The following is a 13,097-nucleotide window of genomic DNA, read 5'->3' as shown; positions in this document are numbered from 1 at the left end:
CGGTCCGGGTGTCGTCGGTCAGTCGTGCTTGCGGTGGCCCTGGCGCCAGGAGATCCTGGCGCCCGCCTCCCGCACCCGCTCCGCGAGGGCCGGCACGGTGTCGTCGTTGACCCGGAAGGCCGGACCGGACACCGTGACGGCGGCGACGACCCGGCCGTCCGGGGAACGGACCGGCGCGGCGACGGCGGCCAGCCCGATCTCGTGCTCCTCCGACGTGGTGGCGTACCCGCACTCGCGGACCGTCCCCAACTGCTCCTTCAGGAGCGCCGGTTCGACGATCGTGTGCGGGGTGTACCGCGCGAGCCCCCGCGCCAGCACCTCGTCGGTCTCCTTCTCCGGCAGGTACGCCAGGAAGACCTTGCCCGCGGCCGTGGCGTGCAGGGGGCTGCGCTTGCCGACCCAGTCGATGCTGGCGATGGTCGCGCCGCCGATCTCCTGGTCGATGGTGATCACTTCGATGCCGTCGTGGATCGCGAGGTTCACCGTCTCGCCGACGGCGGCGGCCAGTTCCCGGCAGACCGGCCTGCTCAGCAGCGACAGGTCGCTCTGCCGGCCGGCGCCCGCGGCCAGTTCGACCATGCCGAAGCCCAGGCGGTAGCGGCCGCGCTCGGCGTCCTGCTCGACGAGGCCGCGCGACTCCAGCGTGGCGAGGAGCCGGAAGACCGTCGCCTTGTGCAGCCCCAGCGTCCCGGCGATCTCGGTGACGCCGGACGGGCCGCGCCGGGACAGCGACTGGAGGATCGACACCGCGCGGTCGACGGACTGCACCGAGGTGTCGCGAGGCCTCCCGTTGCCGGTCATGGCGCAAGGATAGCCAGCCGGACGGCCGCCCTCCCGGGGGCCGGGGCCCCCGCCGGGCCGGTTACGGATCCGTTTCCGCAGTTAATTTCCGGTCCTGAGGCTTGGCGGGAAACCGCCGTATGGCTATCGTTCACGCACTCCACTCAATCGTTCCGCTGAACGAATAGCGAGAAGGACGGTCGGCCCATGACCGACACCCACCACCCAGGACGGCGGTCTTTCCTCGCCGCCGGTGCCGCCGGTACCGCCTGTCTCGGTGCGTCCTGGCTGCTGTCCGGATGCTCGGGCGCGGCGTCCGGCACGGTGCTGCCCGCGGCGGCGCCGAAGGGCACGCCCGACCGCGGCGGCACTCTCCGGATCGCCCGCCCGCCCGCTTCGGACGCCGAGACCCTCGACCCCGCGAGCTCCCTGTCGGCGTACGAATACCTCGGCGCCCTCTACAACCGCCTGGTCCGTGTCGGCAGCGACGGCGACCTCGCCCCCGATCTCGCCGAGTCCTGGGAGACGGACGCCAAGGCCCGCACCTGGACCTTCCGCCTGCGCAAGGGCGTCACCTTCCACGACGGCCGCGCCTTCACCTCCGCCGACGCCGCCTACACCCTGCGTCACATCCTCGACAAGGCGACCGCGTCCCCGCAGGCGGCCGTCCTCGCCCCGCTCGTCGACCCGAAGACCCTGCGCACGCCGGACGCCCACACGCTCGTCGTCCCGCTCAAGTCCCCGAACGCCGAGTTCCCCAGCCTCCTCACGCACTACAACTGCTACGTCGTCCCGGACGGCAGCGCGAAGTCCGTCGGCCGCACCGGCATCGGCACCGGCCCCTTCAAACTGGAGTCCTTCGCGCCCGCCGGCCCCGGCCGCGTCACCGCGTACACGGACCACTGGGCCGGGCGTCCCGTGCTCGACGCGATCTCCTTCTACTCCGTGGCCGACATGTCGGCCCGCGCCAACGCCCTGCTGGCCGGCCAGGTCGACCTGCTCTCGCAGACCAACCTCGACTTCGCGACGGCCCGCGTGGTCGCCGCCTCGGACCGCGCCACCGTCGCCCGGGTGAAGAACGCCCAGTGGTACGTGCTGCCGATGCTCACCACCGACAAGCCCTTCACCGACGTACGCGTGCGGCAGGCGATGAAGCTCGCCTACGACCCCGAGCACGTGGTGAAGGTCGCCCTCCAGGGCGCCGGCACCCCCGGCTGGGACAACCCGGTGCCGCCCGACGACCCGCTGCACATCTCCGCGCACCCCGCGCACGACCCCGACCAGGCCCGCCACCTGCTGAAGCAGGCGGGGCAGGAGGGGCTGGCCGTCGACCTCTACACCTCCGCCTACGACCCGCTGCTCACCCCCATGGCGCTCGCCTACCAGGAGTCCGCCAAGCGGGCCGGCATCCGCATCCGGGTCAAGACGGCCGCCGCGGACTCGTACTACACGCAGATCTGGATGAAGAAACCGCTGATGGCGACCTACTGGTACACGGGCCGGCCCGTCGACCAGCTCTTCACCCAGATCTTCCGCAGCGGCTCCTCCTACAACGAGACCGCGTGGTCCGACAAGGACTTCGACGCCGTCCTCGACCGCGCCCGCGCCGAGACCGACGCCACGCAGCGGCGCGAGCTCTACGGCCAGGCACAGAACCTGGTGATCGAGAAGGGCGGGGCGATGACACCGATGTTCGCCGACCGGCTGGTCGGGCTCTCCCGCAAGGTCCGCGGATACGCCGAGCACGGCTTCGAGTTCGACTACCTCGGCATCGGCCTGAAGGGAGCCTGAGCATGCTCGCGTTCGTCGCCCGCCGCGTCGCGGCGGCCATCGGCACCCTGTTTCTCTCGTCCGTGCTCGTCTTCCTGGCCCTCCAGGCCCTGCCCGGCGACGTGGCCACCCAGATCCTCGGCAAGGACGCCACGCCCGACGCCGTCGCCGCGCTCCGCAAGCAGCTGGGACTCGACCAGCCCGCCTGGGAACGCTACTTCGACTGGATCAAGGGCGCCCTGCACGGGGACTTCGGCACCTCGCTGGTCTCCGCCAAGCCCGTGGGCGGCGAGGTGGCGCAGTACCTCGCCAACTCCGCGCTCATCGCCCTCGTCACCATCCTGTTCGCGGTGACCGGCTCGCTGGTGCTGGGCATCCTCGCCGGCCTGTACCGCGACCGCTGGGCCGACCACCTGATCTCCACCGTCAGCCTCGTCGGCATGAGCGTCCCCGAGTTCGTGGTCGCCACCGTGCTGGTGCTGTGCTTCTCGGTCGCGCTGCCGTGGTTCCCCGCCGTCGTCCTCTACGGCCCCGACGCGAGCGTGGGCCAACTGCTGCCCGCCGTCTGGCTCCCCGCACTCGCCCTCGCCATCGTCATGGCCGCCTACATCGTCCGCATGGCCCGCACCTCCGTCATCGACGTGATGGCGAGCGAGTACGTCACCACCGCCCGGCTCAAGGGCCTGTCCACCTGGCGCGTCGTCACCCGGCACGCACTGCCCAGCGCCCTGCTGCCCACCCTGCACGTGATCGCACTGAACGTGGCCTGGCTCGTCGGCGGCGTCGCCGTCGTCGAGAACGTCTTCAACTACCCGGGCATCGGCAAGCTGATGCTCACCTCCGTGCAGAACCGCGACCTGCCCGTGGTCCAGGCCGTCGCACTGATCAGCGCCGTCGTCTACGTCGTCTGCAACCTCGCCGCCGACCTCGGCGCCATGGCCCTCAACCCCAAGCTCCGTACGCGCGGGAGGACCCGATGACCACCCTCGACACCGCCCCGCCCGCCGCACCCGCGGCCGCGGACGTCCGGGCCCGCACCGCCCGCGCCTGGCGCACTCTGCGCTCCTCGCGCACCGCGCTCGTCGGCCTCGCCGTCGTCGGCGTCCACGTGCTGCTCGCCCTGCTCGCCCCGCTGCTCACCTCGTACGACCCGATCGCCAACGACCCCTCGCACGTACTCCTCGGACCGAGCTGGGAGCACTGGGCGGGCACCGACCAGTACGGCCGGGACGTCCTGACCCGGGTGCTGTACGGCGGCCGGTACGCGCTCGGCGTGTCCGTCGTCGCCACCGTCCTGGCGGTCGCCCTCGGCACGGTCATCGGCTGCGCAGCGGCACTGCGCGGCGGCTGGTTCGACGACGTCCTGGGCCGGGTGCTCGACGCGGTGCTCGCGGTGCCGTCCATCCTCGCGCTGCTCGTCGTCGTGACCGCGCTGGGCACCGGTTCCGCGGTCATCGTCTGCGCCGTCGCCGTCGTGTTCGTGCCCCAGGTCGTCCGGGTGGTGCGCGGCGCGGCGCTCGCCGTCGTGCCCGCCGACTACGTCACCGCGGCCCGCGCCCGCGGCGAGGGCACCTGGTCGATCCTGCGGCGGGAGGTTCTCCCTAACATCGCCGACGTGGTCGGCGTGGAGTTCGCCATGCGGGCCTCCTGGGTCGTGCTGCTGATCTCCTCGCTGTCCTTCCTCGGCTTCGGCGCCGACCCGCCGACCCCCGACTGGGGGCTCATGGTCGCCGAGAACCGCACCGCCATCACCGTCGTCCCGATGGCGAGCCTCGCGCCGATCATCGCCCTGGCCACGCTCGTGGTCGGGCTCAACCTCGCGGCCGACGGCCTGTCCAAGGCCTGGGGCGTGGACCGGATCAGGGAGGGCTCCTGATGACCTCGACCCAGCCGATTCCCCCGACTCGGGGTGAGCCCTCGACGACCCCCGTCGTCTCCGTCGACTCCCTTTCCGTCTCCTACCGTTCGGGCGGGCGCGACCTGCCGGTCGTGCACGACGTGTCCTTCGAACTCGCCGAGGGACGCACGCTCGCCCTCGTCGGCGAGTCCGGCAGCGGCAAGTCGACCGTCGCCGCCACCCTGCTCGGTCACCTCCGGCACGGCTCGCGCCTGGACGGCGGGGTCGTACGGGTGGCGGGTCACGACGTCTTCGCCCTGTCGGCACCGGAGTTGCGGCGGCTGCGCGGCGGGACCGTGGCCATGGTCGCCCAGAACGCCGGCCACGCGCTCACCCCGTCCATGCGCGTCGGACGGCAGATCGCCGAGGCCGGCAGTGACGTCCTGGTGCTCGACCTGCTGGAGCAGGTCCGGCTGCCGCGCCCCGCCGACCTCGCGCGTCGCTACCCGCACGAACTCTCCGGCGGACAGCAGCAGCGCGTCGCCATCGCCATGGCCCTCGCCGCCCGCCCCAGGGTCCTCGTTCTCGACGAGCCCACGACCGGCCTCGACGTCGTCACCCAGCGCGGCATCCTCGACCTCGTCGCCGCCCTGCGCGACGAACTCGGCCTGGCCGCCGTGCTGGTGAGCCACGACCTCGGGGTCGTCGCCCGGATGGCCGACGAGGTGAGCGTGCTGCGCTCGGGCCGGGTCGTGGAGTCGGCGCCCACCCGGACGCTCTTCGCCGGGGCCGAACAGCCGTACACCAAGCGGCTGCTGGCGAGCGTGCCGCGGCTGACGGACGACGGGCTCGCGCTCGTGGGGGACAGCGGCGAGCGGGAGGTGCGGGCCAGGGCCGTGGTGGACGCGGACGCTCCCGTGGCCGTCTCCGCGCAGGACGTCACCGTCGACTACGGATCGGCCCGCGCCGTGCACGGCGTCACCTTCGACGTCCGCCGCGGCGAGATCGTCGCCCTGGTGGGCGAGTCGGGCAGCGGAAAGTCCACCCTCGCCTGGTCCCTCGCCGGACTGCGCGCCCCCTCGGGCGGCACGATGACCCACGGCGCCGGCGATCTGGCCCGGCCCGCCCGCCGCCGACCCGCGGCGCTGCGGCGCCTGGTGCAACTGGTGTTCCAGAACGCCGACACCTCGCTCAACCCGCGCCGCACGGTCGGCGACGCGATCCGCCGCCCCCTGCGCTTCTTCGGCACCGCCCCCGACCGCCGGTCCGCCCACGCCCGCGCCCTCGACCTCGTACGGGACGTACGGCTCGACCCGGCGCTCGCCGACCGGCTGCCCGCACAGCTCTCCGGCGGCCAGCGCCAGCGCATCGGCATCGCACGGGCGCTGGCCGGCGAACCGGACGTGCTGATCGCCGACGAGATCACCACCGCCCTGGACGTCTCGGTGCAGGCCGAGGTGCTCCGACTCCTCGACGACCTGCGCAGGGAACGGCAGTTGGCCTGCCTGTTCATCAGCCACGACCTGGCCGTCGTACGGGGCATCGCCGACCGTGTGCTCGTGCTGCGCCACGGCGTGGTGGTGGAGGAGGGCCCGACCGAGGCCGTCTTCGCCGACCCCGGACACCCCTACACCCGTGAGCTGATGGCGGCGGCCCTCGAACCCGACCCCGATGCCCGCCCGTTGGTGGAGGCGGTGGCCGACTGGGTCGACGCGGCGCAGCCGGACGACCTGTGGACCGACCTAGGCGGCGGTCACCGCGTACGCCGCTGGCGTCCCGCCGACACCGCCGTCACCGATGTCACCTCCGTCAGTGAAGGAGTCTCGTGAAGTACCGCGAGCGGTTCGAACGCCAGGTCGTGTGCGAGGACGTCTGGATTCCCGTCCAGGGCGGCCGGACCCGGCTGCACGCACGCGTCTGGCGCCCGGCCGACGCCGAGCACGACCCGGTGCCGGCGCTGCTCGAATACCTCCCGTACCGCAAGAGCGACTGGACCGCACCCCGCGACGCCCAGCGCCACCCCTGGTACGCGGGCCACGGCTACGCCTCCGTCCGCGTCGACATCCGCGGCCACGGCGACAGCGAGGGCGTCCCCGGCGACGAGTACGACGCGACCGAACTCGCGGACGGCGTGGACGTCGTCAACTGGCTGGCCGCGCAGCCCTGGTGCACGGGCAAGGTCGGCATGTTCGGGATCTCCTGGGGCGGCTTCAACTCCCTGCAGATCGCCGCCCTCGCCCCCGAACCCCTCAAGGCGATCGTGACGGTCTGTTCCACCGACGACCGCTACGACAACGACGTGCACTACACCGGCGGCGCGGTCCTCGGCATCGACATGCTCGCCTGGGCCGGCACCATGCTCGCCTTCGCCGCCCGCCCGCCGGACCCGGCGAACGTCGGCGCCGACCGCTGGCTGCCGATGTGGCGCGAACGCCTCGACGCCCTCGAACCGTTCCTGCACACCTGGCTGGCCCACCAGCAGCGGGACGACTACTGGCGGCACGGCAGCGTGTGCGAGGACTACGGCGCGATCGACGCGGCGGTGCTCGCGGTCGGCGGCTGGCACGACCCGTACCGCGACGCGGTACTGCGGCTGGTCGAACACCTGCCGCAGGACCGCGTACGGGGGCTGATCGGCCCGTGGTCCCACCAGTACCCCGACCGCGGGCTGCCCCCCGGTCCCGCCATCGGCTTCCTCCAGGAGACCCTGCGCTGGTGGGACCAGCACCTCAAGGGCGCCGACACCGGGGTGATGCGGGAACCGCTGCTGCGCGCCTGGATCAACGACCCGGTCCCGCCCGCCACGTCGTACGACGTCATGCCGGGCCGCTGGGTCGGCGACCCGGCCTGGCCCTCGCCGCGGGTCAGCTGGCAGGAGCGCCCGCTGGGCACGGACGGCACGCCGCCCGTCCTGGTCCGCTCCCCGCTCCACACCGGCATCGACGCCGGCCGCTTCTTCCCCTTCGGCAACGCGAGTGACCTGCCGCCCGACCAGCGGGAGGAGGACGGCCGGTCGGTGTGCCTCGACTCGGCGCCGCTGACCGAGCGCGTCGAGATCCTCGGCCGCCCACGGGTCCGGCTCCGCCTGGACAGCGCCACCCCGCGCGCCCACGTCATCGCCCGCCTGTGCGACGTGGCCCCCGACGGCTCGTCCACCCTCGTCACCCGGGGCGTGCTCAACCTGCTCGCCCGGCACGGACGGGACCAGGCCGTCGAGTGGAGCCCGGGAACGTACGAGGACGTCGAGTTCGAGCTGAGCGCCATCGGGTACGCCTTCCCGCCCGGCCACCGCATCCGCCTCGCCGTCTCCGACGCCTACTGGCCGTGGGTGTGGCCGCACGGCGAACGCGGGGAACTGACCCTGCTGCCCGCCGACAGCACCCTCCTGCTGCCCGTGCGGGCGGCCGGGGAGGAGCCGCCGGTTCGCTTCGAGGAACCCGAACAGGCGCCACCGCTCCCGGTGACGTACGACGTCCCGGCCGAGCCGCGTCCCGAGCGGCTCGTCACCCACGACGTCGCGGCGGGGGAGTGGACCCTGGAGGTCGACCCCCGCTACGGCGGATCCCGCACCTACCCGGACGGGTTGCGCTACGAGGAGAACGCCCGGGAGACGTACCGTGTCCGCAGCGACGACCCGCTGTCCGCCTCGGCCGTCTCCGCGTGGACGATCCGGCTGACCCGCGGCGAAGCCGGCGAGCAGGAAGAGGGCCGGCCATGGGACGCGGAGATCGTCGCGCGGACCGAACTGCGGGCCACGGACGCGGAGTTCGTGATGGACAGTCACCTCGAAGCACGGGCGAACGGAGAGACAGTGGCCAAACGCGCATGGCACCGCACCACCCCGAGGACGTCGGGATGAAGGCCGAGCGGAGCCCGCGCCGTGCCGTCGCCGCCGCCGACCGCACCCGGCAGCCCACCGAGGTGCGCCGCCGCCTCATCGTCGAGGCCGCGGTACCGCTGATCGCCGAGCGAGGCTACGCCTCGGTCGGTGTGCGGGACGTCGCGGCCGCGGCCGGGGTGTCCGTCGGCACGGTCACCTACCACTTCGGCAGCGTCCAGGAGATCCTCTCCGAGGCGATGGTGCTGCAGATCGAGCGGTACTACGCGGCCCTCAGCGAGGCCGCGGACCGGGCGACCAGCGGTGCCGAGGCGCTGCGGCTGCTCGTCGACGCGCTGTTCACCGAGGACACCGACCGGCACTGGCGGATGTGGTTCGAGTACTGGAACGCGGGTGAGCACCACCCCGACCAGGCGTTCGCCCGCGGTCAGGACCGGCGCTACGAGAGCTGGCACCAGCAGATCCGCACGCTGGCCGAACGAGGCGTCGCCGACGGCGAGTTCAGCTGCGAGGACCTGGACGGCTTCACGGTCCGCTTCGCCGCACTCGCCGACGGCCTGGCCCTGCAGCGGCTGCGCCAGGCCCCGCCGCTCACCACTCAGGACGCCCGCCGCCACCTGAACCACTTCGTCGAGACGGAACTCCGCCGACGGCCCGGAACCTGACGAAGCATCCGTGATCCGTCGTCCGTGACGGGGGGTGAGGCCACGAGGCTGCCCGGCGGAGGCCGTAGCACGCAGACTGCTTTGCTCGGCCGAGTGCGCTGGACACCGACCTCGAGGAACGACCCGTCGCACGCCGCTCAGTGGCTCCATGACTGGGGGTCAAGGGGTCGCAGGTTCAGATCCTGTCGTCCTGACGCGGCGAAGAGGTCTTCGCGGGCGAGAGCCTGCGGGGGCCCCTTTCGCATGGGGTGTTTCCGGCACGGCAGTCTTCGCCGGCCTCCAGAGGTGCGGGCTCGTGTCCATCACTCCTGTCGGACCTTCCACCGCCGGTCTGTCAGGGCTCGGGTCAGTTCGGTGTCGTACTGATCGGCGTCGAAACAGAACGCTGGGGGCCGCACCTCGTCCCTGGGCACCCGCCAGTCGGACCACTCCACAACCCCGCCGTGACGCTGCACGAACACGGACAGGTAGCCACAGCAGCCGCCCGTGCACTCAGGCTCGCCCAGCACCACACGTCGCCCCTCGCCCGTCGCCCAGAGGGGACCGTGACCGTCGGCGGGCAGCGCCTCCTTCGCGAACGGACCGCGACCTGCCTCTCCGACCGCCTCTGCCAGCACTTCCGCGCCGTCGATCCGGAACTGTAGCTGGGCAGCCCAACGGGGGCCCGCCGGCAACACACTGACCTCAAGCCGATTGAACACCCGAGCACCCTACGTGGGTACCGGCCGCCACCGATCCTTTCCTACGACCAGGCGTGGGCGTCTGGCCGACAAGTCATCTCACCAGGCCGGCCGTCGGTGACACATGAGGGTGCGTCCGATGGCCGCAGAGGCGAGGACGCAGTCGATGCCGAAGGTGTACGGCCCCGACGGTGGCCGTCGCTGCGGGCCGCCCCGACGAAGCTCTCGGTCCCACCGGGACCCGTCGATGAACCGCCCGGTCCCGACGTGCTTGCCGGTTCCGCCCCGATCCGGCGGCCGAAACCGGTGGCAGCCGTGCTGACGAGCAGGGCGATGGGAGCGGCGTGCACGGGGTGTTCAGCAGCACGGGAAACGACGCATTCCGTCAGTACGTTTCCCACAACCTCACCGTCGTGTCGACGCCGCAGCCGGCGAGCAGCCGTCCGTCCGGGCTGAAGGCCAGACCCCGCACGGCCTTGCGGTGGCCGGTGAGATGGACGGTCGCGGTCAGATGCGTGGGGTCGGTGACATCCCACAGGGTCACGATCGCGTTCTCGCATCCGGAGGCCAGCGACCGGCCGTCCGGGCTGAACGCCACCGCGTACATCTGCCCCGTGTCCCCAAGACTGGCCAGGGGAAGGGTGCCCGCGTCCGTCCTCACAGGATGTGCCGGGTCGGTGACATCCCACACCATGACGGCTCCTTGCCGCCACGACCCGTAGGTGCCGGAGACAACGCCCAAATCCCCGCTGGCGGTGGCCAGCAGCCGCCCGTCCTGGCTGAACCCCACCGAATGAACGGCAGGCGCCCCGCCCGAGGTCAACGCCTTGGGCCAGTCGCGTGCCTGCGGTCGGACGACGGCGATGCGGACCGGATGCGTCGGCTCGCTGACATCCCACAGGACTCCGGTGTTCTTGTCGCCGTCGGAACCCGTGGCCAGTAACCGTCCGTCCGGACTGAACATCACCGTCCTGACGGGACCTGACCGCCAGACATGCCGATGGTGGGTGACAGGGGCGCCTCGGCTCGGCCGTGCCGGGTCGGAGATGTCCCAGACGGTCACGGCGCGGTCGCCGGCGCAGGCGATGAACCGTCCGTCCGGACTGAAACTCACCGCGTGGACGCCACCTTGCCGCCAGCCATCGCGGAACAACCAGCCGGGGCGTTCATGGACGAGGGCCACCGATCGGGTTGGGTTCGCCTGGTCCGTGACGTCCCAGAGGAGCACGCTCCAGTCGCTGCTTCCGGACGCAAGCAGCCGTCCGTCCGGGCTGAACGCCACCGCGTTCACCGCTCTGCGATGGCTGGTCAGTTCGGCGGCCCGGATCGGATGGGAGACATCCGTGACATCCCAGAGGACCACGGTCCTGTCGCTGCTTCCGGACGCAAGCAGCCGTCCGTCCGGGCTGAACGCCACCGCGTTCACCGCTCTGCCGTGCCCGCTGAGGGCAGCGGCCGGCCCCCGCGACGGAGGCGGCGACGGCCGTCCCAGGAATGCCATAGTGCAGTCTCGCGCGATCCGGAATCCCAGGGAAGGCGGAGGGCTGACTTGCTCAGCCTGCCCGGTTCGGGTCCTCTCGCCGGGCCGGGCGCACTATCGTCGGGTGTGTGAGGGTCCGTCACAATGTTCGCGCGGTCCTGCTGGACGACGGTCAACTGGTGTTCCTGCGCCGAAGATGGCCGGGCTGCCTGCCCTACAACACGACGGTCGGTGGAGGCGTCGAACCCTACGACGTCGACCTTGAAGCGGCCCTGCGCCGCGAAGTCATGGAAGAGCTCGGCGCCACGATCGGCGCTGCCACCGAATTTCTGACCCTGACCGAGCCGGGCGAGAAGGTCACCGTCGTGCGGCACTACTTCCGCGCCGACGTACTGGACATGGACCTGAACCGTCGTGGTGGTCCCGAGCCGGACGATGCCGACACCGGCGACTTCTCGCCGGTCCGGGTGGCGCTGGACGCGTCCGCCGTGGCGGCGCTCGAACTCCAACCGCCCGAACTCGTCGACTACCTGTGCGAGCACGCCAAGATGTGGGGCGCCTGAGAGACCGGGTCACGGGGGTTCTGGCGGGGCAGGGCAGCGCGAGGCCCGGTTGTGGGCCGGGACGAGACGAGGGTGGCTCCTCATCGCCCAACGGCACGGGAGCCTCGTGCGTTGCGCACGCCACCAGCGGCACCGGATCAGTGGCCACTCTGAAAAAGCTCGATGAGCCGGCCGCCCAGGCCGAAGTGCCGAACAACCTTGTGGGCCCCGGGAAACGGGAGCCCACGTACGGGACGGGGGCTCCGCATGCCCACGGCTGCGTCACATCAGCCATGGTGCGAGCAACGGTGGCGGGACAGCCCCTACCGGCTGTCGCGCATCAGTGCAGTGGCAGATAGAACTCCCATGGCCACACCAGCCCGTACGTGTGCAGGGCGTAGGTCAGCAGGTGCCAGAGCGGCTCGACCGCCACGGCGGTCGGAAACGCGCAGAGCATCGCGATGCCCCACTCCCGGCGCCAGGACGGCGTCGCACGTTGGATTTGCCTCTTCATGAGTGCCGCACTTCCTTCACGTCTTCACGGTCGGGGATCGTCCCCGTCGCCATAGACGTGGCGGTCTCACTTCGCGTTACCGGCGCCGCCCTCCCGCCGGTCTTCGCCCGAACGGGTGATGGCGGAGAAAGCCGGTAACGCTGCCCGGCACGGGCGCGTCATGGGTGGAGTCGGTCGGGTCACTGTAAAGCGAGGAGCAGCGCGCCCATGACTCCAGTTCCCCGTAAAAGAGTGCGAGGTAAGCTATTTGAGACATGGGACGATTTCTTCACCGCACACGCCGAGTCGTTGTACCGATACGCGCGCCATCTGTCGTACGGCAGCGGTGGATTCGATGGCGAGAGTGAGATGAACGTGATCCTCGCCAGGATAAAGAACGACTGGGACGACATCGAACCGGCGATGGCGAGCGGCTATGCCCGGCGCGCACTGCTCAATGCCCTGATCTCGCACAAGCGCGTGAACCGCCCGCACATGGTTCCGCTCCAGCAGACGTCGCGGAACGGCCAGGTGTATTCCGTGGACTTTCCCGATCCGGCCCCCACGCCGGAGGAGTCGACGGCCAGTAACGACCTGCTCGTTCGCATCCTGGCGGTCATTCACGAACTGACCCCCGAGCACAAGGAGGTGCTGATCATGACCTACGCGGGACACACCCCGAAGCAGATCGCCGAGTTGCTCGGACAGAAACCGGGCACCGTCCGCCAGCGGCTGCGCCGGGCTCGCAAGGAGTTCGACCAGGCCTGCGACAGCGAGCTGCTGCGAACCCTGACGCAGAAGGTCACGAAGGGGGTCCGATGATGGCGGCCCGGAACGCGACGCAGCCGCCCGCCGTCCTCGGCTCCACGACGCGGTGGGGGTGGCGTTTCTCCCGGCTGGGGCGGGCGGTGCGGGCGGCCGAGAAGAGGTATGCGGCCGACAGGGCGGAGTCCCGGCGCAGGCGGGATCAGCGGCTCTCCGAGGCGCTCGGGTCCGGGGCCGGGACTTGGGG

12 protein-coding genes are annotated in these 13,097 nt (G+C 71.6%); 8 read left to right on the top strand and 4 right to left on the bottom strand.

Annotated features, from left to right (window positions below):
* Positions 1-18: 18 nt before the first annotated feature.
* On the bottom strand, positions 19-801 hold the full coding sequence (locus KVT45_RS36355; RefSeq protein ID WP_217553435.1) for an IclR family transcriptional regulator: 783 nt from the start codon (positions 799-801) through the stop codon (positions 19-21).
* Between the two features lie 186 nt (positions 802-987).
* Between KVT45_RS36355 and KVT45_RS36350 the strand changes: the two genes are divergently transcribed.
* The 6 genes from KVT45_RS36350 to KVT45_RS36325 are packed head-to-tail and all read left to right on the top strand — an operon-like array spanning position 988 to position 8,890.
* Complete coding sequence (locus KVT45_RS36350; RefSeq protein WP_217553434.1) at positions 988-2,571, top strand: ABC transporter substrate-binding protein; 1,584 nt, start codon at positions 988-990, stop codon at positions 2,569-2,571.
* Between the two features lie 2 nt (positions 2,572-2,573).
* The gene (locus KVT45_RS36345; protein ID WP_217553433.1) at positions 2,574-3,530 is read left to right on the top strand and encodes an ABC transporter permease; all 957 of its coding nucleotides are present in this window, start codon (positions 2,574-2,576) and stop codon (positions 3,528-3,530) included.
* Positions 3,527-4,426 carry an ABC transporter permease gene (locus KVT45_RS36340; protein ID WP_089105963.1) on the top strand — a complete coding sequence of 300 codons (900 nt, stop codon included), beginning with the start codon at positions 3,527-3,529 and terminating at the stop codon, positions 4,424-4,426. Before KVT45_RS36345 ends, KVT45_RS36340 begins: the two co-directional genes overlap by 4 nt.
* Positions 4,426-6,216: an ABC transporter ATP-binding protein gene (locus KVT45_RS36335; RefSeq protein ID WP_217553432.1), complete on the top strand. Its 1,791-nt coding sequence runs from the start codon at positions 4,426-4,428 to the stop codon at positions 6,214-6,216. The genes KVT45_RS36340 and KVT45_RS36335 overlap by 1 nt, the downstream gene beginning before the upstream one ends.
* Complete coding sequence (locus tag KVT45_RS36330; RefSeq protein ID WP_217553431.1) at positions 6,213-8,246, top strand: CocE/NonD family hydrolase; 2,034 nt, start codon at positions 6,213-6,215, stop codon at positions 8,244-8,246. Before KVT45_RS36335 ends, KVT45_RS36330 begins: the two co-directional genes overlap by 4 nt.
* Complete coding sequence (locus KVT45_RS36325; RefSeq protein ID WP_217553430.1) at positions 8,213-8,890, top strand: TetR/AcrR family transcriptional regulator; 678 nt, start codon at positions 8,213-8,215, stop codon at positions 8,888-8,890. The genes KVT45_RS36330 and KVT45_RS36325 overlap by 34 nt, the downstream gene beginning before the upstream one ends.
* Before the next feature lie 302 nt (positions 8,891-9,192).
* Here KVT45_RS36325 and KVT45_RS36320 read toward each other — a convergent pair whose 3' ends face one another.
* Together KVT45_RS36320 and KVT45_RS36315 are read right to left on the bottom strand one after the other, a co-directional pair.
* On the bottom strand, positions 9,193-9,591 hold the full coding sequence (locus KVT45_RS36320) for a hypothetical protein (RefSeq protein ID WP_217553429.1): 399 nt from the start codon (positions 9,589-9,591) through the stop codon (positions 9,193-9,195).
* 364 nt (positions 9,592-9,955) lie between these two features.
* Complete coding sequence (locus tag KVT45_RS36315; RefSeq protein WP_254647847.1) at positions 9,956-11,071, bottom strand: WD40 repeat domain-containing protein; 1,116 nt, start codon at positions 11,069-11,071, stop codon at positions 9,956-9,958.
* 107 nt (positions 11,072-11,178) lie between these two features.
* Between KVT45_RS36315 and KVT45_RS36310 the strand changes: the two genes are divergently transcribed.
* Positions 11,179-11,613 carry an NUDIX domain-containing protein gene (locus tag KVT45_RS36310; protein ID WP_217553427.1) on the top strand — a complete coding sequence of 145 codons (435 nt, stop codon included), beginning with the start codon at positions 11,179-11,181 and terminating at the stop codon, positions 11,611-11,613.
* Positions 11,614-11,932: 319 nt separating this feature from the next.
* On the opposite strand, the gene KVT45_RS36305 is transcribed toward KVT45_RS36310, so the two are convergent.
* Entirely contained in the window at positions 11,933-12,106 is a 174-nt protein-coding gene (locus KVT45_RS36305) for a hypothetical protein (protein WP_217553426.1), read from the bottom strand.
* 207 nt (positions 12,107-12,313) lie between these two features.
* Between KVT45_RS36305 and KVT45_RS36300 the strand changes: the two genes are divergently transcribed.
* Positions 12,314-12,907, top strand: coding sequence for an RNA polymerase sigma factor (locus KVT45_RS36300; RefSeq protein WP_217553425.1), 594 nt, complete (start codon positions 12,314-12,316; stop codon positions 12,905-12,907).
* Positions 12,908-13,097: the final 190 nt, after the last annotated feature.

Source organism: Streptomyces sp. GbtcB6, from assembly GCF_019091475.1.
Taxonomy (GTDB): Bacteria; Actinomycetota; Actinomycetes; order Streptomycetales; family Streptomycetaceae; genus Streptomyces; species Streptomyces hyaluromycini.
This window is presented reverse-complemented; position numbering and strand designations above follow the sequence as displayed.